At 68.0% G+C, this 26,245-nt stretch carries 27 protein-coding genes; 15 read left to right on the top strand and 12 right to left on the bottom strand.

What is annotated here, in order from left to right:
- The first annotated feature begins 26 nt into the window (after positions 1–26).
- From AS181_RS18020 to AS181_RS18005, 4 genes are read left to right on the top strand one after another with little or no spacing between them, the layout of a single operon-like run.
- Positions 27–1,718 (top strand): sensor histidine kinase, encoded by a 1,692-nt coding sequence (locus tag AS181_RS18020; protein ID WP_058252913.1) that lies wholly within the window; start codon positions 27–29, stop codon positions 1,716–1,718.
- Positions 1,715–2,380 (top strand): response regulator, encoded by a 666-nt coding sequence (locus AS181_RS18015; RefSeq protein WP_058252912.1) that lies wholly within the window; start codon positions 1,715–1,717, stop codon positions 2,378–2,380. Before AS181_RS18020 ends, AS181_RS18015 begins: the two co-directional genes overlap by 4 nt.
- 58 nt (positions 2,381–2,438) lie before the next feature.
- Positions 2,439–3,740 carry a TrpB-like pyridoxal phosphate-dependent enzyme gene (locus tag AS181_RS18010; RefSeq protein WP_058252911.1) on the top strand — a complete coding sequence of 434 codons (1,302 nt, stop codon included), beginning with the start codon at positions 2,439–2,441 and terminating at the stop codon, positions 3,738–3,740.
- Positions 3,741–3,766: 26 nt separating this feature from the next.
- Positions 3,767–4,495, top strand: coding sequence for a DUF429 domain-containing protein (locus AS181_RS18005; RefSeq protein WP_058252967.1), 729 nt, complete (start codon positions 3,767–3,769; stop codon positions 4,493–4,495).
- 13 nt (positions 4,496–4,508) lie between these two features.
- Here the strand turns inward: AS181_RS18005 and AS181_RS18000 are convergent, their stop codons facing one another.
- Together AS181_RS18000 and AS181_RS17995 are read right to left on the bottom strand one after the other, a co-directional pair.
- Complete coding sequence (locus AS181_RS18000; protein WP_058252910.1) at positions 4,509–5,084, bottom strand: GNAT family N-acetyltransferase; 576 nt, start codon at positions 5,082–5,084, stop codon at positions 4,509–4,511.
- Between the two features lie 47 nt (positions 5,085–5,131).
- Positions 5,132–5,740: a TetR/AcrR family transcriptional regulator gene (locus AS181_RS17995; RefSeq protein WP_058252909.1), complete on the bottom strand. Its 609-nt coding sequence runs from the start codon at positions 5,738–5,740 to the stop codon at positions 5,132–5,134.
- Between the two features lie 141 nt (positions 5,741–5,881).
- On the opposite strand from AS181_RS17995, the gene AS181_RS17990 reads away from it, so the two are divergent.
- Together AS181_RS17990 and AS181_RS17985 are read left to right on the top strand one after the other, a co-directional pair.
- Positions 5,882–7,000, top strand: a complete 1,119-nt coding sequence (locus AS181_RS17990; protein ID WP_058252908.1) for a homogentisate 1,2-dioxygenase — start codon at positions 5,882–5,884, stop codon at positions 6,998–7,000.
- Entirely contained in the window at positions 6,997–8,184 is a 1,188-nt protein-coding gene (locus tag AS181_RS17985; RefSeq protein WP_058252907.1) for an alpha/beta fold hydrolase, read from the top strand. The genes AS181_RS17990 and AS181_RS17985 overlap by 4 nt, the downstream gene beginning before the upstream one ends.
- An 80-nt stretch (positions 8,185–8,264) precedes the next feature.
- Here the strand turns inward: AS181_RS17985 and AS181_RS17980 are convergent, their stop codons facing one another.
- A complete protein-coding gene (locus AS181_RS17980) occupies positions 8,265–9,119 on the bottom strand; it encodes a hypothetical protein (protein WP_058252906.1) in 855 nt (284 codons plus the stop codon).
- Between the two features lie 151 nt (positions 9,120–9,270).
- Positions 9,271–10,662: an acyl-CoA synthetase gene (locus AS181_RS17975; RefSeq protein ID WP_058252966.1), complete on the bottom strand. Its 1,392-nt coding sequence runs from the start codon at positions 10,660–10,662 to the stop codon at positions 9,271–9,273.
- 185 nt (positions 10,663–10,847) lie between these two features.
- On the opposite strand from AS181_RS17975, the gene AS181_RS17970 reads away from it, so the two are divergent.
- Positions 10,848–12,017, top strand: coding sequence for a low temperature requirement protein A (locus AS181_RS17970; RefSeq protein WP_058252905.1), 1,170 nt, complete (start codon positions 10,848–10,850; stop codon positions 12,015–12,017).
- Here the strand turns inward: AS181_RS17970 and AS181_RS17965 are convergent, their stop codons facing one another.
- Complete coding sequence (locus AS181_RS17965) at positions 12,018–12,641, bottom strand: TetR/AcrR family transcriptional regulator (protein ID WP_058252904.1); 624 nt, start codon at positions 12,639–12,641, stop codon at positions 12,018–12,020.
- 189 nt (positions 12,642–12,830) lie between these two features.
- On the opposite strand from AS181_RS17965, the gene AS181_RS17960 reads away from it, so the two are divergent.
- The 4 genes from AS181_RS17960 to AS181_RS17945 all read left to right on the top strand — a co-directional run bounded on the left by AS181_RS17960 (position 12,831) and on the right by AS181_RS17945 (position 15,890).
- On the top strand, positions 12,831–14,120 hold the full coding sequence (locus AS181_RS17960) for a glycosyltransferase (RefSeq protein WP_058252903.1): 1,290 nt from the start codon (positions 12,831–12,833) through the stop codon (positions 14,118–14,120).
- A gap of 78 nt (positions 14,121–14,198) precedes the next feature.
- The gene (locus AS181_RS17955) at positions 14,199–14,609 is read left to right on the top strand and encodes an ester cyclase (protein ID WP_058252902.1); all 411 of its coding nucleotides are present in this window, start codon (positions 14,199–14,201) and stop codon (positions 14,607–14,609) included.
- Positions 14,606–15,595 (top strand): alpha/beta hydrolase, encoded by a 990-nt coding sequence (locus AS181_RS17950; protein WP_231742534.1) that lies wholly within the window; start codon positions 14,606–14,608, stop codon positions 15,593–15,595. The genes AS181_RS17955 and AS181_RS17950 overlap by 4 nt, the downstream gene beginning before the upstream one ends.
- Before the next feature lie 43 nt (positions 15,596–15,638).
- A complete protein-coding gene (locus AS181_RS17945) occupies positions 15,639–15,890 on the top strand; it encodes a DUF6480 family protein (RefSeq protein WP_058252901.1) in 252 nt (83 codons plus the stop codon).
- Here AS181_RS17945 and AS181_RS17940 read toward each other — a convergent pair.
- Together AS181_RS17940 and AS181_RS17935 are read right to left on the bottom strand one after the other, a co-directional pair.
- The gene (locus AS181_RS17940; protein WP_058252900.1) at positions 15,887–16,354 is read right to left on the bottom strand and encodes a hypothetical protein; all 468 of its coding nucleotides are present in this window, start codon (positions 16,352–16,354) and stop codon (positions 15,887–15,889) included. The two genes, AS181_RS17945 and AS181_RS17940, sit on opposite strands and share 4 nt — an antisense overlap.
- 83 nt (positions 16,355–16,437) lie before the next feature.
- Positions 16,438–17,070, bottom strand: a complete 633-nt coding sequence (locus AS181_RS17935; protein WP_231742531.1) for a helix-turn-helix transcriptional regulator — start codon at positions 17,068–17,070, stop codon at positions 16,438–16,440.
- A 260-nt stretch (positions 17,071–17,330) separates the two neighbouring features.
- Between AS181_RS17935 and AS181_RS17930 the strand changes: the two genes are divergently transcribed.
- A complete protein-coding gene (locus AS181_RS17930) occupies positions 17,331–18,071 on the top strand; it encodes a response regulator (protein ID WP_058252963.1) in 741 nt (246 codons plus the stop codon).
- A 13-nt stretch (positions 18,072–18,084) separates the two neighbouring features.
- On the opposite strand, the gene AS181_RS17925 is transcribed toward AS181_RS17930, so the two are convergent.
- Genes AS181_RS17925 through AS181_RS17905 form a run of 5 tightly spaced genes read right to left on the bottom strand, consistent with a single transcriptional unit; the run spans position 18,085 to position 23,705 of the window.
- Complete coding sequence (locus tag AS181_RS17925; protein ID WP_058252899.1) at positions 18,085–18,966, bottom strand: hypothetical protein; 882 nt, start codon at positions 18,964–18,966, stop codon at positions 18,085–18,087.
- Positions 18,963–20,087: a cysteine protease StiP family protein gene (locus tag AS181_RS17920; RefSeq protein WP_058252898.1), complete on the bottom strand. Its 1,125-nt coding sequence runs from the start codon at positions 20,085–20,087 to the stop codon at positions 18,963–18,965. Before AS181_RS17920 ends, AS181_RS17925 begins: the two co-directional genes overlap by 4 nt.
- On the bottom strand, positions 20,087–21,382 hold the full coding sequence (locus AS181_RS17915; RefSeq protein ID WP_058252897.1) for a phosphoribosyltransferase family protein: 1,296 nt from the start codon (positions 21,380–21,382) through the stop codon (positions 20,087–20,089). The genes AS181_RS17920 and AS181_RS17915 overlap by 1 nt, the downstream gene beginning before the upstream one ends.
- Positions 21,379–22,596 carry an HpcH/HpaI aldolase/citrate lyase family protein gene (locus AS181_RS17910; protein ID WP_058252896.1) on the bottom strand — a complete coding sequence of 406 codons (1,218 nt, stop codon included), beginning with the start codon at positions 22,594–22,596 and terminating at the stop codon, positions 21,379–21,381. Before AS181_RS17910 ends, AS181_RS17915 begins: the two co-directional genes overlap by 4 nt.
- Positions 22,593–23,705, bottom strand: a complete 1,113-nt coding sequence (locus AS181_RS17905; RefSeq protein WP_058252895.1) for a hypothetical protein — start codon at positions 23,703–23,705, stop codon at positions 22,593–22,595. Before AS181_RS17905 ends, AS181_RS17910 begins: the two co-directional genes overlap by 4 nt.
- 248 nt (positions 23,706–23,953) lie before the next feature.
- On the opposite strand from AS181_RS17905, the gene AS181_RS17900 reads away from it, so the two are divergent.
- The 3 genes from AS181_RS17900 to AS181_RS17890 are packed head-to-tail and all read left to right on the top strand — an operon-like array spanning position 23,954 to position 26,068.
- Positions 23,954–24,574: an AIM24 family protein gene (locus AS181_RS17900; protein WP_033204169.1), complete on the top strand. Its 621-nt coding sequence runs from the start codon at positions 23,954–23,956 to the stop codon at positions 24,572–24,574.
- A 16-nt stretch (positions 24,575–24,590) separates the two neighbouring features.
- Positions 24,591–25,307, top strand: coding sequence for an AIM24 family protein (locus AS181_RS17895; protein WP_058252894.1), 717 nt, complete (start codon positions 24,591–24,593; stop codon positions 25,305–25,307).
- Positions 25,304–26,068, top strand: coding sequence for an AIM24 family protein (locus tag AS181_RS17890; RefSeq protein ID WP_058252893.1), 765 nt, complete (start codon positions 25,304–25,306; stop codon positions 26,066–26,068). Before AS181_RS17895 ends, AS181_RS17890 begins: the two co-directional genes overlap by 4 nt.
- Positions 26,069–26,245: the final 177 nt, after the last annotated feature.

The raw sequence follows: 26,245 nt of genomic DNA, 5'->3' as shown, positions 1-26,245 counted from the left end.
CCCACAGCGAGCATTAGGCTGACGTCATGCGTTTGCGGACGCAGGTGCTGCTCCTGCAGCTGGCGGTGATAGCGGTCAGCCTCGCGGTCGGGTTCGGTCTGGTCATCGCCGGAGCCGACGACCGGGTGCGCGACGAGTACGCGCAGCGCGCGCTCGCCATCGCGCAGTCGGTCGCCGCCGACGCCGAGGTCCGCAGCGAGGTCGCCGCCCATCCCGGTGACCGGGTGGACGCGGCGGACCTGGTCGACGGCCCGCTGCAGCGGCAGGCGGCGGCAGTACGAGCCCGGACCGGAGCCCTGTTCGTCGTCATCGGCAACGACCGCGGCATCCGTCTGGCACACCCCGAGGTGACGGAGCTCGCCAGGACGGTCTCCACCGACCCGTCGAAGGTGCTGTCCGGATCGAACGAGGTGAACACCGACCGGGGCACCCTCGGCGAGTCGGTCCGCGCGAAGGTCCCGGTCCTGAACGCCGACGGCGCAGTCGTCGGGTTCGTGAGCGTCGGTGTCTCCACCGAACGCCTGGGCTCCGAGACCCGCACCGACATCGTCGCGATCGCGCTCCTCGCGCTTACGGCACTGGGTATCGGCGCGGTGGGTTCGGTGCTGCTGGCCCGTCGTTGGCGCCGACTCACCCTGGGTTTGGAGCCCGACGAACTGGCCGAGCTCGTCCGGGAACAGGGGGCCGTGCTGCACTCGATGGCCGACGGGGTGCTCGCCGTCGACGCCGACGGCATCGTGCGCGTCGTCAACGACCGGGCGCGTGCGCTGCTCGACATCGACGCCCCGGTCGGCACCCCCGCCGGCGACCTCGGCCTGACCCCGCGGGTGGCGACGGTCCTGGCGACGCCGACCGACGAACCCCTCGCCGCCGGTGTCGGCGAACGGGTGGTCCTGGTGAGTTCCCATCGGGTGCGGGCCGACGGTCGCGACCTCGGCATGGTCCTGTCGGTGATCGATCGCACCGACGTCGAAGCACTCAGCCGCGAGGTGGATTCGATCAGGTCGATGAGCACCGCCCTTCGCGCACAGCGCCACGAAACCGCCAACCGGATGCACGTACTCGCCGGCCTACTCCGGCACGGGCACGCCGACGAAGCGCTCGCCTACCTGGACGAGGTCACCGGAACCGGACCGGGAGGGGCGCTCCTCGGTGGACTCGACAATGTGCGCGAACCACACCTCCACGCGTTTCTCGACGCGAAGGCGGCTCAGGCGCGCGAGCGCCGGGTGGTGCTGCGACTCGGCGACCAGACCTGGATTCAGGGCGTACTCACCGAACCCGTCGTCGTCACCACCGTGGTCGGCAACCTCGTCGACAACGGGATCGATGCCGCGTCCGGACCGGACGGTGCACAGCCCGGTGAGGTCGAGGTCGAGGTCATCGCCGACGGCGACACGGTCCTGGTCACCGTCGGGGATTCTGGACCCGGCATCGCTTTCGACGACCCCGACGACGTCTTCGCCGAGGGCGCCACGACCAAATCCGGCGCGCACGTACCCGGCGGCCGCGGTATGGGACTCGCCCTGGCCCGGCAGATCGCGCGCCGGGTCGGCGGCGACGTGTGGGTCGCCGATGCGGGGGGTCGCGGCTCCGCGGATGATGACGAACCGGGCGGGGCCGTGTTCGTCGCCCGCCTGCCCGGCGTGCTCGCGCCGACGGACGAGGCCGAAGACGACTCGTACAGCCAGACCGACGAACCGGGAGTGACCCCATGACCGAGGACCACGGCGTCCTGATCGTCGACGACGACTTCCGGGTCGCGGCGCTGCACTCCGCGATCGTCGACGCCGTCCGGGGCTTCACCGTGCGAGCCCGGGCGGGCAGCATCAGTGCGGCACGTCAAGCCATCGCCGAACATCCCGACATCGATCTCGCACTCCTCGACGTCTACCTGCCGGACGGTTCGGGCATCGAACTGGTCGCCGAACTCGACTGCGACTGCTTCATCGTCGGTGCCGAGACCGACGCCTCGGCGGTACGAAGCGCGATGCGTGCCGGTGCGCTCGCCTACCTGATCAAACCCTTCGACGACGCCGACCTCGCGCGTCGGTTGGCCGGCTACGCCCAGTACCGGCGGATGCTGGCGGGCGAGAACGTCGACCAGCACGCCGTCGACGCAGCGCTGTCGGCACTGCGGTTCGGCACCCGCGCCGCGGACCGGGCCGAGGGGGGCTCGCCGACCGAACAGCGCATCCTGGCGTTGTTCGCCGAGGGCGCTCCGCTGTTCGCCGACGATGTGTCGCGGGAGATCGGCATCGCGGCACCGACCGCGCGGCGGCACCTCGCGAACCTCGTGGCGGCCGGACGGTTGACGATGTCGCTGCAGTACGGCGCCACCGGCCGGCCCCGGCAGGAGTACCGGCTGCCCGGGGCGTGACAGCGGGATCGGTCGGCACGGGACGCGGGGACCGGCCCGAGGATTAGAGTGGTGATCCATGACGATGCATGTCGAGACCGGGAATCCGGATCTGATCACAGTGGATGTCCCGACCCATTGGTACAACCTCGCCGCCGAGCTCGACTCGCCGATCCCGCCGCACCTGCATCCGGGCACCAAGGAACCGGTCGGGCCGGACGATCTCGCCGCGTTGTTCCCGAGCGGCCTCATCGCGCAAGAGGTGTCCACCGAGCCCTACATCGAGATCCCCGAACCGGTGCGCGAGATCTACCGGATGTGGCGGCCGTCGCCGCTGATCCGCGCGCGTCGTTTCGAGGAGGCGCTCAACACCAGGGCGCGGATCTACGTGAAGTACGAGGGTGTCAGCCCGGTCGGCAGCCACAAGACGAATTCGGCTGTCGCGCAGGCGTACTACAACAGCCTCGACGGTGTCACCAAGCTGACGACGGAGACCGGAGCCGGTCAGTGGGGAAGCGCACTGGCGTTCGCGGGTGCGCAGTTCGGCATCGACGTCGAAGTGTGGCAGGTCCGTGCGTCGTACAGCTCGAAGCCCTACCGGGGGTTCCTCATCCGCACCTACGGCGGGACCATCCACCCCAGTCCGTCGGAGCTGACCGAGTCGGGTCGAGCGATGCTCGCCAAGGATCCGAACACCACGGGCAGCCTGGGCATGGCCGTCAGCGAGGCCGTCGAGGTCGCGGCCGCGAACCCCGACACCCGTTACGCGCTGGGCAGCGTGCTCAATCACGTGGTGCTGCACCAGAGTGTCATCGGGCAGGAGGCCGTCGACCAGCTCAACGCGGTGGAACCGGGTGGTGCCGACGTTGTGTTCGGTTGTGCCGGAGGCGGTTCGAACCTCGCGGGGTTGTCGTTCCCGTTCCTGCGGGAGAAGCTGCACGGCCGCTCGGACCCGCGCGTCATCGCCGCCGAGCCCGCCGCGTGCCCGTCGATCACGCAGGGGGAGTACCGCTACGACCACGGTGACGTCGCCGGACTCACCCCGTTGCTCAAGATGCACACGCTCGGTATGGATTTCGTGCCCGACCCGATCCACGCCGGTGGTCTGCGCTATCACGGCATGGCGCCGGCGCTGAGCCACACGGTGGAGCTCGGTCTGGTGCAGGGTGTCGCCATCTCCCAGCACGACGCGTTCTCCGCGGGCGTGCAGTTCGCCCGGACCCAGGGCATCGTCCCGGCTCCCGAGTCGACGCATGCGATCGCGGCCTGCGCCTCGCACGTCGCCGACAGCGACAAGGACGAGGTCGTCGTGATCGGACTGTCGGGCCACGGGCAACTCGATCTGCCCGCGTATGCCGAGTTCCTCGAGGGCAACTTCTGACTCGACCCGGAACCGTGATCCCGGCGATGCGGACGGTCGGCATCGACCTGTCCGCATCGCCAGCGAAAACTGCTGTCGCATGCGTCGATTGGGATGCCGACAAGGCCGTGCTCACCGATCTCGTCGTGGGCGCGGACGACACCGCCGTCCGGCGCCTCGTCGAGGGGTCGACCCGCATCGGGATCGATTCGCCCTTCGGCTGGCCCGACGAGTTCGTCGACTTCGTCGTCGCGCATCATCGCAACGACTTGTCGAAGGGGCGAGAACTCGACGACATCGCCCGTCGACGACCACTTGCATTACGTCGCACCGATCTGCGGATCGTCGACGCCGGTGTCGGTCGCCCGCTCAGCGTGTCGGCAGACCAGATCGCGCACGTCGCGTTCCGATGCGCCGGCCTGCTCGCGGACCTGGGAGTCGACGACCGCGTCGACGGGTGGGCGGTCGAGGCGTACCCCGCTGGGGCACTCAAACGATGGGGACTGACCTCGCGCGGATACAAACGGGCCGCCAACGTTTCGGTGCTCGCCGGACTCGTCGTGGCATTCGAAGAAGCTGCGCCATGGTTGGATCTCGGCGATCATGCCGAGACCATGGCCCGTGACGACGACGCGTTCGACGCCGTGATCACCGCACTGATCGCGCGTGCCGCCGAGCTCGGCCGGACCATCTTGCCCGATGCCACCGACCGGCCGGTCGCCGCGCGGGAGGGTTGGATCCACGTACCCACCGCCGAACTGGCGGAACTGATCTGAGTCGTGGTCTCGATCAGTCCAGCGACAACCGCATGAGCACGCGTGGGAATCCGGCGAGGACGGACGAGGTGTCGGCCGCCTTGGTGAAACCGGCCTTCTCGAACAGGCCGCGGGTCCCGACGTAGGCCATCGTCAGATCGACCTTGGCGCCCTGATTGTCGACGGGGTAACCCTCGATCGCCGGCGCGCCGTTCGACCGCGCATAGTCGACGGCCCCGGCCAGCAGTGCGTGCGAGATCCCCTGCTTGCGATGACCGGGGCGGACACGGATGCACCACACCGACCACACCGGCAGGTCGTCCACGTGCGGGATCTTCCGGTTGCGTGCGAAGGTCGTGTCCGCGCGCGGCGAGACGGCTGCCCAGCCGACGACCTCGCCAGCGTCGTCGTAGGTGAGGACCCCCAGCGGAATGCCGCTGTCGCACAGCTCTTTCACGAACTCCCCGCGCTGCTCGCGGACCAGCTCCTGGTTCTGCTTGCTCGGGATGCGGTAGCTCAGGCACCAGCAGACGTTCGACGTCGGCTCCTTCGGACCGACCATCGTGGCGATGTCGTCGAAGATCGTCGCGGGCCGGACCTCGATGGGCATGCGTCCCATCGTCGTCGGCTCGGTCCGGGACGGCAAGGGGGTTGTGGTCAGTCCGCCAGTCCGGACCCGAAGACGGTCCGGTACCAGATCGCGGTGAGGATCTCGATGGCCGTGTCGTCGTCGGGTACGGGCCCGGCGGCGTCACCGCGGACCGCAAGCCAGGTCCAACAGGTGGATTCGAGGGTTGCGACCAGTGCGGACGCCAGCGGTTCGAGCGGCAGGCCGATGGAGTACCCAGCCCGCTCGGCACTGTGCAGACCCGACAGCACCTGCTTCACACCGGATACCCGGTTGGCCAGCCAGCGGTTGCGGAAATCGTCGTCGGTCATCGATATCTGGAACAGGCCGATGATCTCGGGCAGGTACTTCTTGTACGTCGTCCAATACGCGGTCACGGCCGCGCGGACGCTCGCCTCCGGCTCGGAGTGCCGGGTCGCGAGCGACTGCTCCACCACTTCGTCCGAGAACTGATCCAGCAGGGCTTCGAGCAGCCGGTCCTTGCTGTCGTAGTAGTTGTAGAACGAACCCGTCGAGCGGCCGGCAGCGGCCGAGATGTCCGAGATCTTGGTGTTCAGGTAGCCCTTTTCGGCGAACGTCCGGCGCGCGGCGTCGAGAAACGCGGCCTCGGTCTGGCGTCCTTTGTTCGTCGGCGGCACCGTGAGCTCCTTCCGCGGACCGATTCCTCATCGAACCACGTGGACGGTCGAAGACCGCACTCGGATCGATCGGAAGTGTGACCCTTGTCATCTTCTGAACCTGAATCTAGCATCAGAAAAACGCAGAGACAGGAGTTGGGCATGGAATCGTTCGTCCAGCACCGCAAGGGGCGCACGCCTCGGCAGGTGCACCGAGATGTCGCCGATCTGAAAGACGATGAACTCGGACGCTACGGTTTCACCGGCCGCACGGCACATCTGTATCGACGCAATGACCCGACGCAGTTCCGGGCGGTGGGCACCCACACCGGCGTCGATCGAATCGTCACCGACCTCGCGCCCACCGACCAGAACGACCCCGCGGGCGAGCCGCTGCTGATGTTCCATAACGAGGACTGCCGGATTTCTTTGAGTCGTCGGAAAGGGGCCGCTCCGTTCTGGTTTCGCCCGGTCGACGGCGACGAACTCGTCTTCGTCCACGAGGGCACCGGGTATTTCGAGACCGAGTTCGGTCGATTGCCCTACCGGCCCGGCGATTACGTATATCTCCCCAAGGGGTGCACCTATCGTCAGGTGCCCGACGGTGCGTCGTTGCTGCTCGTCATCGAGGCGGTCGACGAGTTCCGGGTGCCCGAGCCGGGCGTGCTGGGCAGGTTCTTCCCCTTCGACTCCTCGCTCGTCGTCGTTCCCGAGGCGGAGGCGTTCGACGGTGACGGCCGAGACGAGTACGAGGTGCGGTTCCGGCAGCGAGAGGGGCAGACATCGCTGTTCTACCCGTTCCACCCGCTCGACGTAGAGGGCTGGCGTGGAGACAATTTCCCGTTCACGTTCAACATCGAGGACTACGACGTCATCACCTCCGAGACGGTGCATCTGCCGCCCACGGTGCATCTGTTCATGCAGGCGACCGGGGTGTACGTGATGAACTTCCTGCCGCGCCCCGCCGAGGCGCGCAGAGGTGCCGAACGGCTGCCGTGGTACCACCGGAACACCGACTTCGACGAGATCGCGTTCTTCCACGGCGGCAGCATGTTCGGAGTCGGCATGCCGCCGGGCCTGATCTCCCACGCACCCCAGGGGATGCATCACGGCATCCCGGAGCGGGCGCGAGAGCGTTCCCGGCGCAAGTTCGACGAGTTCGACCGCGTGGAATGGCAGGTGATCTCGATCGACACTCGTCGACGGCTCATCGCCGCACCCGCACTACTCGAACCCGGGGTCGCGGACTCCGCACAGGCCGACGCCGGGTCACGAGTATGAGCGACCGGGGGGACGTGCCCCGTCACGACTACGACCGCATTCCCTATCTCGTCGTCTTCGACGATCTCTCGACATACCAGGACACCTACGGCGGGGTCACCGAGAGTGTGGTGCTCGAAAGCTATCTGCTTCGCCCCCGTGGCGTGCCGTCGAAGAACGTCATCGTCTTCATGCACCCGATCGGGGGCGGCGCCTACTTGCCGATGACCAATGCCCTCGCCCGCGCCGGCCACCATGTCATCTACTGCAACAGCCGGTATCGCGGCGTCGACAGTGCGTTGATCATGGAGAAGGTGGTGCAGGATCTCGGTGCGTGCGTAAAGGATGCGCGCGAACGCCTCGGTTACGAGAAGGTCATCCTGGCCGGGTGGAGCGGCGGCGGCGCCCTGTCGCTGTACTACCAGCAGCAGGCACAGCACGCCACGGTCACCGCGACCCCCGCCTGTGAGCCGCCGGACCTGACCGCCCTCGACCTCCCCGCCGCGGACGGCATGATGCTGCTTGCGGCGCACGTCTCGCGGCACGGGACCCTGACCGAGTGGATGGACCCGTCGATCCTCGACGAGTCGGATCCCGACAACCGCGATCCGGAGCTGGACCTCTACAACGCTTCGAACCCGAACCAGCCGCCGTACTCGGCGGAGTTCCTCGACCGTTACCGCGCGGCGCAGATCGACCGCAACCGGCGGATCACCGCCTGGGTGAAAGAGCGACTCGTCGATCTGCGCGGGCGTGGCGAACCGCTGATGGAGCGCGGTTTCATCGTGCACGGAACGATGGCCGATCCGCGCTGGCTCGACCTGACCGTCGACCCCAGCGATCGCAAGCTCGGTTGCTATCTGGGTGATCCGCGGATCGTGAACATGGGCCCGGTCGGGCTCGCCCGGTTCACCACCCTCCGAAGCTGGTTGTCGCAGTGGAGCTTCGACGACGCCAACGGCGACGGTCCCCGGTGTGCGGCCGATCTCGCGGTCCCGACACTGGTCATCGGCAACTCCGCCGACAACGCGTGCACGCCCAGTCACACGCTCCGCCTCTTCGACGCGGTCGGTCATCCCGACAAGACCCTGCACACCATCGTCGGTGCGACGCACTACTACTCGGGCCGAGACCAGATCCCACGCCTGAGTCAAGCGGTCGGGACCATCACCGAGTGGCTGGCCGAGCGGGGGTGGGCCAACTGACGGCCTGGGTTCGCTGAAAACCGCCCGGTGGAAAGTGCTCGGGGACGTAGCGTTCGGTGTCCATTTCTGGTGGGCGGTTATCAGCTGGGCTTTCTCCAGGCAGGCGACCGGCTGCGGTGGTACCCGTGAGCGATGATCTCGGCAATGTCCGCATAGGTGTTGGCCCAATCACCGAAAATCTGCGCATAGGTGACTCGCAACGGAAAGTAACCGCGTGAGATCAGCTTTCGGTCTCGAGTGCGATCCTCCTCGTACTTCTCGATCCCGGTGTGGTGTTCGACGCTGTCCAGCTCGAGCGCGAGCCGTTCTCCGACCAGCAGATCGACCCACCCGACACCGGATACGTGGTGCTGGACCGTGACTCGCAACCCGGCGCTCCGGAGACGTAGGCGGGCTGCTGTCTCGGTTCCGGACGCGGCGAGTTGGTGAGTCTTCTCGATGGCACGCTTGATGAACATCGGCGCGTCATCGAACTCGGTGCGGAGTCGTGCGGGCGTGATCTTGCCGGTGTTGAGTGCGGAGTCGCACAGGATGACGAATCCCTCGACGTCGAAGCACCGGGCGGCGTACTGCAATGCTGTCGCGACATCGTCGACGGCGCCGTTGGCCGGGGTCGGCCGGCCGTACCGTCGGCACCTGTCGTGGGATCGGCGTCGCTCGTGGCGCGTCACGCGCGAGTGCACTTGTTCGGGATGTTCAGGTATCCAGAGTCCGTGGCGTCGTAGCGCGGTCGCACAGGAGACAACGCCATGATCGGCGACTGCCCCGACCACTTCTGGATCGGCGGCCTCGGTCCGGTACCACCCGTGGCGTATCGACGAGAGCGTGCCGGAACGGCACGCTTCCCGGATCGATGCGGCGGTCTCGCCGGCGGCCAGGAGTTGATGGGTGGCGACGACGCCGCCGAACCGCTCGGTGAGCTCGTCGAAGGTCATGCGGGACAGTGTCTATCGTGGCGGTGGGCAGAACCCGGCGTCCGAGACGTCTGTGGATTACTACGTCAGCAGTGTGAAAACCGCCCGTGGAAAACGGACAGCCGGCAGACCGTCGTCGGGTCAGCTCCACCGGGCGGTCTTCAGACGACGGTCATTCCAACTGCTTCTTCTGCACCTTGCCTATGGCATTGCGCGGGAGGGACTCGACGAACCGGATCTCGCGCGGCCGCTTGTGATTCGACAGCTCGCCGGCGACGAATTCGATGAGCTCGGTGTCGGCGACCTGGTCGCCGACGACGTAGGCGACGATGCGTTGGCCCAGGTAGTCGTCGGGGACGCCGATCACCGCCACCTCGCGGACCGCCGGGTGGGCGAGCAGGACGGTCTCGATTTCACCGGCCCCGATGCGGAACCCGCCGGACTTGATGAGGTCGGTGGCTCGTCGGCCGACGATGCGGTGCATCCCGTCTCCGTCGATGACCGCGACGTCACCGGTCGCGAAAAAGCCGTCCGGAAGCCAGGATTCGGCAGTCGCTTCCGGACGATTCAGATACCCGGACGCCATCATCGGGCCGCGGACGTGGAGATCGCCCACGCTCTCGCCGTCGTGGGGTAGCGGCTCGCCGTTTTCCACCAGCCTTGTCTCCACGTGGGCGAGCGGGAGACCCACCCATCCGGGCCGGCGCTGTCCGTCGACGCGCGTGCTGACGGTGATCAGTGTTTCGGTCATGCCGTAGCGCTCGACGATCTCGTGGCCGGTGAGCTCGTGGATCCGCTCGAAGACCGGCACGGGAAGCGGGGCGCTGCCCGACACCAGGACTCGCGCCGACGACAGCGTCTGTGCCGCAGCCGGGTCGGCGGCGACGCGGTTCCACACCGTCGGGACGCCGAAGAACATGGTCGCGCCGGATCCGGCGGCACCGGCGTAGGTGTCCGCGGTCGGGGTGACGGTGTGGATCAGTCGCCCGCCCCGTCGCAGGGGACCCAGGACCCCCAGGATCAACCCGTGGACATGGAACAGCGGAAGGCCATGCGCCAGAGTGTCGTCGGCGGTCCACAGCCACGCATCGGCGAGTGCGTCGAGACCCTCGGCGATGCTCTGCCTGGTGATCGGAACACCTTTGGGGAGGCCGGTCGTGCCGGAGGTATAGAGGATCAGTGCGGTCGAATCGGCGTGCGGTTCCGGGTGACGGTGCCACGATTTCGCGTAGCGGCGGACCGGTATGACAGGAATGGTGGGTTCGGCGGGGGCCTGTCCGAGCCACGCCTGTGCCCCCGAGTCCGCGAGGATGTGCTCGAACTCGCGCGGCCCGGAGTCGGGCGGAACGGGGACGACCGGCACCCCGGCGATCAGCGCGCCCACCACCGCCAGCACCGTCTCCACCGTCGGCGTGGCCAGTACCGCGACGGTTCGGGCACCGGCGATCCGTTCGGCGACCGCCGTCGCGGCCCCGACGAGGTCCTCGCGCGACAGCTTGTCGTCGCCGACACGGATCACGGCGGGATCGTCCGGTGCGGTGGGGGTCAGGGTGGGCAGCAGCACGTGTTCACTGTGCCACGACGGGTCCATCCCGCCCGTCACCTGCGCAGATCGCCGAGGTCACACGGCGTGCGCCCCGCACGCCGACCGCCGTCGGCGGTGGGACACCCCAACCCGCACTCCTGAGCGCATGCCCTCGGCGCCGATGGCATGATCTCGTGACACGCAGCGACCGATCGGGGGCAACGATGTCTGAGCGCTTTCACCTGAGCACCGTGCGCCTACGAGACCCGGCCGAACCGGGCCGGACGGCCAGCACGCTCGAGCTCTTCTTCGATCTGGTCTTCGTGGTCGCGGTCAGCATCGCAGCCGTCCAGCTCCATCACGCACTCACCGAGAACCACATCGTCGACGGGGTCGTGTCGTACGCCTTCATCTTCTTCGCCATCTGGTGGGCGTGGATGAACTTCACCTGGTTCGCGACATCGTTCGGCACCGACGACTGGCTCTACCGGGTGCTCACCTTCGTCCAGATGGCGGGTGTGCTGGTGCTGGCCGCCGGGATCGAGCCCGCCTTCGTCGACCACGAGTTCACCCTGGTCGTGTTCGGCTACGTGGTCATGCGCGTCGCGATGGTCGCCCAGTGGTTGCGCGCTTCGGGCTCTGCCGGAGACCGCCGCCGGACGACCCGGCTCTACGCCGCCGGGATCGCCGTCGTCCAGATCCTGTGGCTGCTATGGCTCCTCGTACCGTCGGGAGCAGCCGCAACCATCGGGTTCGTGGTGCTCGTCGGTGCCGAGCTCGCGGTGCCGGTGATCGCCGAGAAGCAGGGGAACACTCCGTGGCATCCGCATCACATCACCGAACGGTACGGACTGTTCACGCTGATCCTGCTCGGCGAGAGCCTGTTGGCGTCGTCGAACGCCATCATCGAGGCCCTGCACAACGAACAGGAGCTCGCCCCGCTGATCTCGATCGCGATCCTCACGTTCATCGCGACCGCCGCGCTGTGGTGGATCTACTTCTGGCCGCCGCACCACCGGGCCATCGGGTCGCTCGCCGACTCCCTTCGATACGGATACGTCCACTACTTCGTCTTCGCCGCCGCTGGTGCCTTCTCGGCCGGTATCGAGGTCGAGATCGACGTCCTGACCCACCACAGCGAGCTGACGGAAACCCAGGCGTCGTTCACGGTCACGATCCCCATTGCCGTCTTCATCTTGGGCATCTGGTGGATTGCTCTGCGCGCCAACGCCGATCGCGTGGTGAACACCGTGGTACCGGTCGGTGCGCTCCTGGTCCTGCTCGACCCGGTCATCCCGGTTCCGTTCGCCTTGACCGCCGTCTTCCTCGTCGCGATCGTCGTCGTCCTGGTCCTTCGACCACCACTCACCACAACCGGTGACCCGCACGTGTGACTACCGCATCGCCGCCCTGATGCCGGTGAGCAGCCAGCTGCGTAATCGCGGGGTGCTCCAGTTCCGTTCGACGGTGAAGTAGCGATGGGTCGCCGGGCCGGTGAGATAGCTCAGGATGTCGGCGAATTCGTCGACCCGGGTGTCGGAGATCAGGCCCCGGTGGACGAACCAGTGGCAGCCGGTGTGCACGTCGTCGAGCCGGCGGAGCTCAGACCGCTCGAGCTGTTCGCCGATGGCCGGGTCGGTGTCGGCCGCCAGCGTCGCGGCATGCCATAGATCGGCGATCCGGCTGTTCGCGGCGACGACGTGGTCGACGTAACGCCCGATGGCGCGATCGGTGTCGGTGTCGTTCATGATCGCGATGAACTCGGGTCGCTCGAGCAGCGAGACGAACTTCTCGTCACCGGTGAAGGCGCGTTCGAGGACGGCCGTCATGAGGGACGCTTTCGACCCCGCCTGATGCACGGTGCCGACGGACACCCCGGCCTGCTGCGCGATCTGCTGCACGGTGGTCCGCGAATATCCCTGCTGGACGAACAGCGCCTGGGCGGCGTCGAGGATGCGTGTCCGCGTCTGCGCGGCGCTGATCGCGCGCTTACGCGGTGTGTAGGGGCGTCTGCTCACGCCGGCCTCCGGTCGGGTCGGACTCCAACGACAACGATAGTAGTGGCGTTGCTGGGTTTCACCCAAAGGTCGATCACGGTCCCCGAATTCACTTAGCCCGCTGAAGTGCAAAGATGGGACCGATCGCGCGAGAGCGCTCATCCGTCGTCCAATTTGGTTAGAGTCGAGCTCTATCCAAATGGAGGATCGATGTCGACCATTCTGTTGTGCGCCACGCCGCTGGCCGGACACGTCGGTCCGCTAACCGCTGTCGGACGTGTGCTCGCGGATCGGGGTCACGAGGTGATCATGCTGACCGGCTCGCGTTTCGCCGACCGGGTTGGCGACGCCGGGCTGACCGTCGAATCGCTGACCGGAGTCGCCGATCTGGACGAACGTGACCCCGACAGCTTCACCCCCGACCGGCATCGGTACCGCGGACTGGCGCTCTCGCGCTATCAGGTCGAGCGGACGTTCATCGCGCCGCTGCCGGAGCAGGCGACGGCGGTGACATCGGTCCTCGGCCGCCGGAGTGTCGACGTGATCGTGTGCGACGGAACCTTCGCCGGGATCATCCCCCTGTTGTCCCGGCCCTCGGGCCGGCGGCCTCCGGTGATCGGTGTCGGCACCATGCCGCTCGCTCAGTCCAGTCCCGACGTCGCCCCCTTCAACAGCGGCTTGCCGCCGATGTCCGGTCCACTGGGTCGGCTTCGTAACCGGTTGGCTCACATGGCAGTACGACGGGTGTTGTTCGCGTCCACGCAGTCCTCGGCGCGTGACCTGGTCCGACGGGCCGGGGGCTCGCTTGATCATTTCGTCCTCGACCTGTCCAGGGCGTTCGACCGTTTCGTCCAGTTGGGCCCGGCCGAATTCGAGTATTCGCGATCAGATCTCGCGCCGAACACGGTGTTCGCGGGGCCGGTGTTCCCTGGCGGTGCTGTTCCCCCGCCGCCGTGGTGGTCGGAGATGGTCGACGACGACCGCCCGATCGTCCACGTCACCCAGGGCACGCTCGACAACGACGACTTCTCCCAACTGATCGAACCCGCCGTCGCCGGGCTGGCCGAGATGGACGTCCAGGTCGTCGTGACAACCGGCGGTGCGGACCCGGATCCCGTGCCGCGGAACGACAACACGCGGGTCGCGCGGTTCCTCGACTACGAGGCACTGTTGCCGCGCACATCGGTGCTGATCACCAACGGCGGCTACGGCGGAGTGCTGCAGGCACTGCGCCACGGCGTGCCCGTCGTCGTCGCACCAGGGGGTGAGGACAAGCCCGAAGTCGCGGCTCGGGTGGCGTACTTCGGGGTCGGCGCAGATCTGGGGACCCGGCGACCCGCTCCTGCGGACCTCGCCGCGACGGTACGCCGCATCCTGGCCGACGACGACGTTGCCGTTCGGTGCCGGCAGATGGCGCATGCGATCGCCGGTTACGACTCGACCCAGACGATCGTGACCGAAGTCGATCGGGCGGTTCGTCGATCGACCCGCTCATCCTGACCCGCCGCGCGGTCTGTGTCATCCGGATAGCCGAATGTCGGCGCACCTGCCGACGACAACCGAGAAAGAGAGCCCGACATGAGTGATGCACGAGCAGTCATCGACGCGCACATCGATGCCTTCAACGACCGCGCACCGGAGAACGAACCATGGTCCGCCGATGCGGAATTGGTCTCGCCGGGTGGGGTGTTCACGGGACGGGAGGGCGTACTGGGTTTCCTGTCCGTCTTCCAGGGCGCCTTCTCCGACGGTCGCCTCACCGTCGGTTCGTATGTCGTCGACGGCGACAACGCCTCGGTGGAGGGCACGTTCGACGGTGTCCACGACGGAGTGTTGCAGAGTCCGTCGGGTCCGGTCGAACCCACCGGACGGCCTGTCTCGTTCCGATGGAGTGCGACCTACCGGATCGACGGCTCGGAGCTGATGTCCGAGCACCTGTACTTCGATCAGCTCGACTTCCTCGGACAACTGGGCGTGCTACCCGGATGAGTCGTGCTCGGCGCCGGTTGACCAGGGTCTTCGCGGCCGCGCTCGTCGCCGGTCCGATCGTCTCGGGTACGCAGGGAATCGTCTTGGCGGCACCGGTATCCGCGTCGGCGTCGGTGATCAGCAGTGTGGCGGTCGGGCCGCAGCGGCACGATCTGGTGATCCGTTCGGCTGCGATGGGCCGGAACGTGCCGGTGAGCGTGTTGCACCCGGCGCACTCCCGGTCGCGCGGGACGCTGTATCTCCTCGACGGGGGCGGCCACAAGACGGCGATCAGCGACTGGATTCGGGAAGCCCGCGCGGACAGGTATTTTCGTGACAAGGACGTCAATGCGGTGCTGCCCGGCGGCCAGGGGGCGTTCTACACGAACTGGCAGCACGACGACGCGACGTTCGGGCGTCCGCAGTGGGAGACGTTCCTGACCGTCGAACTGCCGTCGCTGATCGACGGCCGGTTCCACGGCAACGGGCGGAACGCGATCGCGGGCCTGTCCATGGGCGGCCAGGCCGCGTTCACACTCGCGACGCGCCGGCCGGGCCTGTACACGGGCGTCGGTTCCATCAGCGGTTGCCCGTTCACGACCGGCCCGGTGCACGAAGGGCAGATCCGAGCCGCGATCATCCGGGACGGTGGGGATCCCACCAATATGTGGGGTCCGTGGAACGCGCCGGGATGGGCCGACCACGACCCGGGTCGCCGCCTGCCGGCCCTCGTCGGGAAGCGCGTCTTCATCGCGTCCGGGACCGGCGCGCCCGGCCCCCTCGATCAACGCACCCGGCTCGACCCGGGCCGGCACCGTGGGGAGAAGATCGCGACGGGAGCGGTACTCGAGAACTCGGTCAACGCGTGCTCGAACGAGTTCGCCCGCCGGATGAGGTCCGAGGGGCTGCAGCCGGTCGTCCATTTCCGTGCGATCGGAACGCACGCATGGCCCTACTGGGCCGACGATCTGCCCGTGATGTTCGCCGCACTCGCACCCGGTCTCTGACAGCCCACGAGTGACTTCGCGCCATTCCGGGTACACCGCCCGTATGGCTGACAACGATCCCGCCCGCAAACCGTTCAACCCGCAGAACCCCGACCCGTCCAGCACGGCGGGACTCGAGCCCGGCGGCGGAGTGGCGCCCGGTGACACACCGCCGGCGGAATCCGCGGTCGGTGGAGAGGAGCACGAACCGCCGCAACGCAGGCGTGCCGGCGGCGTGATCGTCATCGCCGTCGCGGCGATCATCTTTCTCATCGTCGCGCTCGGTCTGATCGGCCGCGCCGTGGGGCTCTTCTAGGGTTCAGCGCCGTCACCCGGCGTCGACGGGCAGCGGACGCGCCGCCAGCGGATCGCCAGCGCGATCTCACCGATGCCGACGACGAAGAGCACGGGTTGTAGGAAGAAGAACACCTGCAGCAGCGCGATCTGGATGATGATCCAGACCATCAGCGACGACCCGGCAAGCAGGCCGCCGATTATGCCCAACCGCGCGGGCACGGACGGGACGGCGGCGACCACGGCAGCCACCAGGTGGGGTAACGCGACTACGGCGATCAGTGCGACACCGGGAGCGGTCCAGGTCTCGAACGGCGTGTGGGTGAGCCACTCCCGCGGCATCGACCACTGATCGGTCATGAGAGCCGAGCCGCCGGCGAGTGCCGACAACGACACGAACAGCTCCATCCCGGCGAGCGTCCACGCCGTGCCGGTCCGTCGGTTCCCGATCCCCCGTTCGTCGAGGGAGTCGGCAGGCGCGGTCATGGTCGGAAGTCTGCACCGTCCGAGAGCCTCTGTCGTGAGGCAAAGGACACCAACTGAGCCGCACGTCGGCCACGGCGGCGGTGTCAGGGGCGCACCCAGCCGTCGGCGATGAGCTCGACCAGCAACTGGGCCTTGTTCCCGATCGGCCGGCCGGCTTCCTCGTAGCGTCGGGCGACACGCCGATAGTGCTCGCGCACCGTGCTCTCGGCGATCTCGTGGACACGCGACGTCTGACGCAGCGTCGCACCCAATGTGTAGGTCTGGAGGATCTCCAGCTCCCGCTGGGTGATGCGTACCCGGTTCGCAAGTGTGGGTGCGGACGGCGGGGTCGGCGGCCCCACCGCAGTCTCGAGCGCCCGCTGCAGCTCGTCCTCGGCGGCCGGGGCCCGCGGTGAGACACGGATGTGATCGAAGCCCGCGACCCCGTTGCCCACGAAGATCACCTTGACGGTGCGCAGCGATGCCACCCGCCGGACGAACCCGAGCATCGCGGCCGACCGCACCAGAATCGCGCTCGGGTTCCGTAGGGCAGCGAGCTGGGCGGGTTCGACGACCGTCGCGTCGTAGCCGGCGCTCTCCACGAGAGCGGCCAGGGCGGCGTCGAAGATGTCGTGCTCGGCAACGACGGCCGTGATTCGCCGCTCCGGACTCGGCGCGGCAGTGGGCCCGGTGCCGGGGGTCGCCGACCGGGGGGCGTCGTTGAGGGGTACGGACACGTGCCGGGATCTCCTGTCGACTTCGATTCGGCCGGGAGCTGTGAGCCGAACAAACGGCGGGACTCTCTCGGATGATCGACATGGCTCGCGATCGGGCATCGAGAATTTATTTCACGAACGCCAACTTCTTCAGCCTTACGAACGTGAGACGATTTGTCAGCGGTATCTCGAACCCGATGTGGTGATTGCAGGGTAAATAACCACCCTCTCGTCCGATCGGATGCGTGATCGCGCACACCGCGGACATATCGGGCATGATCATGCCTGTGCCGACCGACATGCGGGTCCTTGTCGCCTCCCCGCTGGGACACGTGGTCGCGATGCCGCTGACCGAGGCGCTCGACCAGGCCACGGTCACCGTTGCCACCGGCCGCGACGAGTTCGTCCAGTGCATCGCCGGCAACGTGCGATTCGACGTCGTGGTGGCGGATCTGATCTGGAACCGACCTGACCTGGAATTGACCTTCGACGGACTCGACGTCATCGACACCCTCGACCACCATGACCGGCACGCGCCGGTTGTCCTGGCGACCCAGGGACACGGGCTGGAACAGGACCATCTCGACGAGGCGCGGTTGCGCGACGAGGTCGCGGGGGTCATCGCCAAATCGGACGGTTTCGCGACGCTGGTCGGTGTTGTGCGCTCGGTGGCGCTCGGCCAGGCCCTGCCCAGGGCCGCGTCGGCGCGCCGTCCACCGCTCTACGAGTTGTTCGATGGTCGGCGCGGCCATACCGCGGGCCGTCTCGCGGGGGCGATTGCGTCGGGCAGCGCCTCGGACAACGCCTCATTGGCCCGCGCCGCCAAGGTGTCGCCGAACACCGCGAACAAGGTGACGAGCCACTACCTCGGGCCCATCATCGTCGAGCGCGGTGAGCACGACGCATCGCTGCCGGTGACCCAGGCCGCCGTCTACCGGTGGTGCGGTCTACACGCGCGATACCTGATCAGCTGGTGCCGACGCCACGGGCACTCCGACGTCCTCGGATCGATGCCCACGTGATCAGTTCGGTTGATCAGTTCGCGTGAACCCCGACGGTCCGGTCTCGCGGTGTCGGCGTCGCGGATTCCGGCACGGTGATCCCGCTCCGCTCGCCGAACCACCGCAGGATCTCGACACCGGCGAGGGCCCCGGTGTCGGCGGTGATCGTGAGCCCGGGCGCCGACCAGCCGAGCGATTCCAGCTCACCGTGCCGCGGGCGGATCGCGTGATCGGCGGCGAGCAACAGGTCGGTGTCGAGCCAGCCGTCGCCGGCCGCGCAGAGCACTGCCGAGTCGTCGAGGGTGCCGTCAGCGACGAGCCGTCGCCGGACTTCGGCGATAGCTGCCGACTTCGTCACCGGCTGCGGGGTCGCATAGATCTTGCGACCCTGCTGGGATGCAGTCCAGCCCCGTGCGTCGCACCACTGCTGCCATTGTTCGAGGAACTCCGGCGGTTGGACCGCGGGGTCGACGACCAGGTAACAGAAGAGGTCGTCGGCGGTCCGCAGAGCGGTGACCCAGGAGTCGTCGATGCGTGTTCGGAGTTCGTCGCGGACCTCGTCGAGGGTGGCGCCCGCGCGGGTCACCTCGCGGTCGATGTGCGCACGCCATTCCGGATCGTCGGCGCCGTCGACGAGGATCCGGCCACCGTTGCTGACCACGGCGTGGCGAAATGGGCTGCCCGGCAGCTCGATCCGGGCAAACTGTGCCGGGGTGCGAGTGGTCGTCGGTACGACGACGACCTCACGTGCCAGACGGGTCATCAGTTCGACGGCGGTCGTGGTCATGTACGACAGCGGCGCGTCGCGGTAGATCTCGACGCACACGGTCTCCAGGGCCGCGAACTGCTCGTCGCCCATGGCGGCGCGTGAGTAGATCATGGTCCGGTCGAGATCGGTGGCGACCAGCGCGTTCACGAGTCCTCCTTGATGAGCCCGACACACGAGTACGCGAGATCGGGCGAGACCTCCACGGGCACATCTCGTTCGGCGGCGAGCAACCGGATGTGGCGATGTTCGGGCAGATCGTCGGCGCGCACCAGGATGCGCCACGGTACGCGACGCAGCAGCACCCGCGTCGTCTCGCCGACGCCGGGCTTGACCAGGTTGATCGACGACAGGCCGTACTCGGTCTGGATCTGCTCCACGGAACGCCAGCCGGACCAGTCGGGCCGGCGTGACTCCGGCGTCATCGCCGACACCGTCGCCCGAACTCGGTCGGCGACTGCATCGAACTCGGCGCTGACGGTGTCCAGGAACAGTCCCGAAACATCGAAGTCGGCGAGATGGCGGTAGAACTTCGCTCCGTGGAACTCGCCCGGACCGATGTGGTCGGCATTCAGGACGGTGCGCGAGACCAGTCCGGAGACAGTGGAATTCAGGCAGGCGGAGGCGATGAGGAAGTCGTCCCTGGTCCCGAACAGGGTCGTGCAGGAGCCGGGGTCGGCCAGCACCGCGAGTTCGTCGTGCAATTGCGGCCGCCCGGCGCGCGCGTACCCGTCGACAGCGGCGGTGAGTTCGCGCTGGATGGCGCCCTTGCCGGTCCAGCCGTCGACGAAGACGACCGACTCGGCCGGGTGCCGCGCCACGATGTGATCGAGTGCGACGGTGTCGATCCCGCGGGCGCGCACGATCGAGATCGTGTAGTGCTGGGGTTCGATGCCGTGGACGGCCGCCATCCACCGTCGGATCAGGATGCCGACCGGGGTGCCGGCCCGCGCCAGCGACACCAGCGTCGGCGTGGAATGCCGCTCGGCCAGAATGAGTTCGGACACCACCCCGACGGCTTCCGCGAGCCGCTGGGCGGAAGACCGTAGCGTCGCATGGAAGAGTTCCTGGTACTCGCGGCCGGGTTGATACTCGATCGGCAGCGACTCCGCGTAGTGGGCCTGACCGGACTGGATTCGACGTTCCCGTTCGCGCAGTTCACCTTCCAGCGCCACGTCGGACAGGTCTTTGAGCAGCCAGGTGACCTCGTCGGCCGCGTACGAACCGAACTCCGGTCCGCACAGCGGTGGTGTGGTGGTGGCGATGTCCATCAGCGCACCGCCTCTCGGGTTCGTGCCAGGGCAGGCTGGTCGGTGGCGGGCAAGACGGCCAGCACCACCGGGTGCCCGGCGGCGGTGAGGACGTCGACGAGTCCACCGGGCGCGCGCAGCTCATCGGTGTCCGCCGGCGAGTCGACGATCAGGACGACCTGCGGGTCCGGATGGTCGACGGAGGACACGTTGTAGACATAGCGCGGCGTCTCCGGATCGGGTTCCGGTGCGGTGAACCGGAATCCGCGCCGGAGCGGATACCCCGGGACGTCGTGCACCTGGGCCGGCGACCTCGTGGTGGTCTGGTATCCGGTGGCGAAGCCACGACGCTCCAGCGACTCGGCGATGCACAAGGGTGCGTACATCAGTTCCTCGTGCCCGATCACGACAACCGGGCGCCGCGGATCGAGTTGTGCCGCCACGGTGTCGGCGGCCGCGGTCGCCACTCGCCGGAAGCCCGTCGAGTCGGTGCGGAGAATTCCGTGCCTGCCGCCGTCGGGAACTGCCGCCGGCCAGTCGAGGGCCACCGCGACCAGGCCGCCGCGTCGGGCTGCCACCGGGTTGAGCTCGTCGGACCCGAGCTGCCACACCTCGTCGAGGAGGCCCGGGGGAAGGGTGATCGAGCCGTGCGCGAGCGCCACGTAGGCGACCTCGACGCCGAGTTTCGCTGCGAGAACATCGCATTCGGACTTCTGCGCGGGCGTGCGCATGTCGACCAGGGACGCCACGACGAACCGCTTACGGGGGCGGTCCGCGACGATGGTCTCGATGGCGCCGAGCGCGGTCTTGCCGGTGGAGATCTCGTCGTCGACCAGGATCAGCACCTCGTCCGGCGTCACGGGGTCGAGAAATGCGGGATCACTGGGCTGCAGCAGATGCGTCGTCGCGTGCGAGTGCCCCTCCTCGAAGGTTCCTGACACCGTCACGCCGGCTCGTCTGCGCCGCGTCGAGTGCAGATACCGGGATGCGGAAATGCGTTCGGCGACACAGTGTCCGAGACCGGTCGCGGTTTCGGCGAAGCCGAAGACGACGGCGTCGCGTGCCGCATTCGCACCGATCTCGGCGATGATCGCGGCGCCGAGATCGTCGGCGGCGCCACGGACGATGGCGGGCGAGGTCGGGATGTGCTTGCCCAGCACGGTCGAGACCAGCAGATGAGCACGGCGCCGGTTGTGGCGCAAGCCGAGTGAGACGAGGTCGCGGACCGTGTGACCCGGAGTGTCGCCGGCGTCGGCGATCTCGACGCCCAAACGTTCGGTCACCCAGTCGATGCCGACGGTGTCCGGATCGTTCACGAGGTGGCCGACCCGGGCGAGGCGAGCGCGGTGAGCAGGTCGACGAACGAGACCCCCTGGCGGGTCACGCCGAAGGCGGCAGCCCGATCGATGACCCGCAAGGCCCAGTTGCGGTGGGGCTTCAGCTCGTTCATCTTGTTGCGGTACGACGACGCCCGTACCCCGCCGGACTCACCGGCCAGGATGTCGAGTGCATCGTGATACTCCTCGTGGGTGACCGCCGACAACGCGTGCACCGCGGCGACATGCGCGGGGTGGATGACGGTCTTGCCGTGCAGGCCGTTGGCGCGGTCGAGGGTGATCTCGCGGAGGAGACCGTCCATGTCGCGGCTGACGAGCTGCTGCCGGAAGTAGACGGCGTCGTTCTCGCGGAACGGCGTGTGACGCAACATGGGCTGGAACATGCGCTCGTGGTCGGCGAAGTACTCCCACACCGGCCCCGTCACGACGAAGCCACTCTCGTCGCTGCGGCCGAGGTGGTTGACGATGCCGGCGATCACATCGGCCGCGACCCGGACGTCGTAGATGGTCAGGTCACGATCCCGGCGGATGCCGAAGTGACTACAGATGTCGGTGGCACCGATGCGCACGGCGAGCACGTGGTCACGGTGCGCGCTCAGGAGCGACGCGAGGGCGGTCAACTCGTCGTCGCGGGTCTCGCGGTGCACGACCGCGGCCGACTCGAGAACCGGCATGACCCAGAGGTGCTTGTCGAGGATCTGTCCGGCAGCGGCAACGGCGTCGAGGGCCTCGGGTGCATTCTCCGACGAGAACTTCGGGATGACGAACCCGGTCAGCACCGACGGGGTGTCGAGCGCGGTGGCGATCGGCACTATCCGGTCGGCCGACCGCGGACGGACGAACAGCAATATCGGCCGGCACGGGTTCGCGGCGATACCGCGCAACGCGGCCACGGCGTGCTCGATCGCCTCGGCCTCCTCGTCGTCGGCGACGGCGTCCTCGAGGTCGATGACCATCGAGATCACACCCTCGGCGCGGCGTCGGCGGATGACCTCGGCGAGATCGGGCCGGGTGGCCGGGACGTACAGGGTGGCGCCCAGCGCGACGGCGAGCCGCTGCGCGGACCAGGTCGGCTCGATCGGCTCGGGCTGCCGGTGGAACAGGGAGTTCGAGACCGACGGCTCCAGGTGGTCGAAGTGCCGGATCGTCCCGGGCTCGAGACCGGGGTCGTCGTGTCGTGCAGTGGTGGTCATCCTGCGGCCACCTGTCCTCTCATCCGCGAAACGATCTCGGTGATCCGGTCGTCCACCGCACGCAGCTGCGTCAGGTAGCTCCAGTAGTCGGGGTGGATGCGATCCAGAACCCCTTTGGCGCGCTCGATCCGGTCGGCCTGAGCATCGAGGACCGAGCCCCATTCGTCAACCAGACGGTGATTGACCGCAAAGAGCTGGGCGTCGCGCAGGCGAAAGCGCACGCGCTGCTCCGCGCCCCGCGGGTCGGCGCGCACCTCCCGCAGCAGGCGCAACCGGTCGAGCACGGCGTCGACGGCCTTCTCCGCGACGGCCAGGTCGTCGCGGGCGGCGTCGGCGCGGCCGATGGCCTGGTCGGGGGCAGCATCGACCATCGCGCGGGCGGCCGCGAGCTCGGCGTCGGCGTGTTCGAGCCGTTCGTCGACGACCGAGCCGTTGCGCTGTAGATCGAGGGAGCAATCGGCACTGAACTCCCGGCGCAGTGCCGAGAGTGTGTCGGGGAGTTGCGCGCTCCGGGTGGACACCGCGCTCCGTCGCGTTTCCACCGAACGGATGACCTGCTGTGCGCGGTCGGCGAAGGCGGGGGCCTCCGCGAGAAGTTGTTCGAGGCGGCGCGCCGAACTGAGTACGGCTGCCGCGGCGGTCTGCCGGTCACGCAGCCCCGCGCCCTGGTCGAAAGCCGTGAGCGCACGCGCGAGGTCGTCGGTGGCATCCGACACCGACTGCAGTCGTGCCACCGCCGGTGCGGCGTTCTCCAGGGCGGTCATCGCCCGGTTGGCAGCCACTCGGGCCTCGTGGTCCTGGGCATCGGCGGCACGCACCGCGGCCCGCGCCCGCTCGAGGGTCTCGGCGTTGGTTTGGGCGAAGTCGCGCATCGAGGCGGTGATCGACCGCAGCGCCTGCGTCGACCGGTCGAGATCCCGGGGGTCGACGCGTGTGCCGGCCGGCGGGGACACCAGCCGGAGGTAGTCCGACGTTGCCTGGGCGTGCTGCTCGCGGATGTCCGACCACGAGGCGCGCAGGCGTGACCGCGGGTCGAGGGCGGCGGTCACCGCGACGGCCGGATCGATCTCGGCCAGGACGGATTCGGACTCCAGGAACGCCGCCGTCATTTGTTCCGATGATGCAGGTGGCGCGGAATTCGTGCGTGAATCGTTCCCGAACCAACGACGTACGAAGTTTCCGGGCACCACTCGATGCTATCGGCTATTTTCATCTCGGTATGAGGCCGGATTCCCCGGCTCACGGCGAGCTGGGATGCCGAGATGCCGGCAGGTGCCGCGGTGCGGGGCTGGCGTCGGGAGACGAACGAGGGATGGTCGATCGGCGGCCTCCCCACGGCGCGAGAGAGGCACGTCGAATGCAGTTGGTACAACGGTCCAAACGCGTGGTGGAAGCCAGGCTGAACAACTCCGCGGTCCGCGCGATCAGCGGGTCGATGGTCGCCTACGAGGGACAGGTCACCTTCAAATCGGCGGGCTTCGGCGGCGGCGACGGCGTGCTCGCGGGCCTGAAGCAGCGGGCCACCGGGGAGGCGCTGTCGCTCATGGAGGCCTCGGGCAACGGCATCGTGTACTTCGCGCACAACGCCGCCGAGACGACCGTCATCGAGCTCAACAACGAGACCCTGCAGGTGGAATCCGAGCAACTGATGGTGCTCAACGGCAACCTGCAGACCAACGTCACCTTCGCCGGCCTGCGCGGAGCGTCGTCGGGTCAGGGTCTGTTCACCACGACGGTGAGCGGCCACGGGCAGATCGCACTGTTGTCCAACGGCGGCCCGCTCATCCACCTCGAGGTGTCACCGCAGTATCCGCTCGTGGTCGACCCGGACGCGTTCGTCTGCGCCCGCGGCCAGTTGAGTCAGTCCTTCGTCACCGATGTCTCCTGGCGGTCGGCGCTGGGACAGGGTGGCGGAGAGGCGTTCTCGTTGCGCTGGGATGGCAGCGGCGTCGTGTCGATCCAGCCGGCCGAGCGGTGAGGGTGAGGTAGCGAGAATGTTCACCAAGGTCAACAGCAAGGTCGTCTCCGTCGACATCGGCGGTACCGGGCCGGTCGTCGCGCGACGCGGGGCGATGCTCTTCTACAAGGGCAACGTGCATTTCCAGCCCCACCAGATCGCGGGGGCCGGCGGTATGGGCGGCGGGATGCCGGGACTGGGCGGCATGGGCGGGATGGCCGGCCGGATGCTCGCCGGCGAGCACGAGTCGACGATGATCGCGCAGGGGCACGGCGAGGTGCACTACGGCTTCCTCGGCATCGAGGTGCACGTCGTGGATCTCGCAGCGGTCGGCGGCACGATCCGGGTCGAGGCGTCGCGGCTGCTCGCCTACGCGGCCAACCTGCAGGCCTCCGTCGTCTCGGTCGCCTCACAGGGCGGCGGTGGCGGCGGTGGTGGCGGCCTGTTCGGTGCATTGCGGTCCGCTGCTGCCGGAGCCGTCACCGGTCAGGGCATGTTCACGACGCAGCTGTCGGGTCCGGGTTCGGCGGTGCTGCTCGGGCACGGCGGGGTCTTCGAGCTCGAGGTGTCCCCGGCCAAGCCGCCGGTGACCGTCGACCCGCAGGCGTTCGTCGGGTCGGCCGGTCAGGTCAACACCAGCCTGCGGTCGGCGATGAGCTGGCGGAACGTAGGCCGAACCGGCGGCGAGGCAATGCAATTGGAGTGCTCCGGACAGGGCATCGTGTACGTGCAGGCATCGGAGGAGAAACTGTGAGCCAACTCAACACCGTGTGGAGTCCGATGAACTTGCCGTCGGACGACAACGTGCCGGACAACAACTACTCTTTCTGCATCGACCTCAACCAGCCGTGGTTCATGTCCAAGGGCGCGATGATCGCCTACTACGGTCAGATGCAGTTCACCGCACTGACCCAGGGTCTGCAGGGGAACATGCTGCAGATGGTGGCGCAGCAGTTCTCCGCCCCGCTGTACCTCGGTGACTACGTCGTCGCGGAGGGCCACGGCAAGCTGATCATCGGCGACCGCGGATACGACATCAACGCCTATGACCTCGAAGACGGCAACCTCACCATCCGGGCAGCCAATCTCCTTGCCTTCCAGCCGAACCTGTCGCTGAACCAGTCCATCGTGCCCGGATTCCTGACACTCATCGGCACCGGCAAGTTCCTCGCGTCGTCGAACGGCCCGGTGATGTTCGTCGAACCGCCGGTGCGCGTCGACCCCGAAGCGCTCGTCGGATGGTCGGACTGCCCGTCGCCCAGTCATCACTACGACGAGGCGTGGGTCAACGGTTTCATCGCGGCCGCGGGCCGGCGGATGGGGTTGAACTCGGGCGAGGAGCGCCAGTTCGACTTCACCGGCGCGGGAACGGTTCTCGTGCAATCGAGCGAGAAGGTGCGCGACGACTCGTCGGTCCTGCGCACCATCCAGGGCCACCTCCCCGGCATGTCGGTGCCGAGCCTGCACCAGATCAACCAGCAGATCACCCAGCAACTCGGGCAGCAGCAGGGCTGAGTCCGGGTCGTCGAACCAACTGCGCCGCAGGACCTTCGGGGTCCTGCGGCGCAGCTGTTTCTCCGCTCCCTAATCCGAAGGGCGACATAGCCACTGCTCCTTGAGGTGCGAGGAGCGAAAGCCGCCGGGCCGAGCAAGCGACGAAGGAGCGCGTCGAGGTCGACGAGCCTCGAAGGG

Origin of the sequence: Gordonia sp. SGD-V-85, from assembly GCF_001456905.1 — a bacterium.
In the GTDB taxonomy this organism is placed as follows: domain Bacteria; phylum Actinomycetota; class Actinomycetes; order Mycobacteriales; family Mycobacteriaceae; genus Gordonia; species Gordonia hongkongensis.
This window is presented reverse-complemented; position numbering and strand designations above follow the sequence as displayed.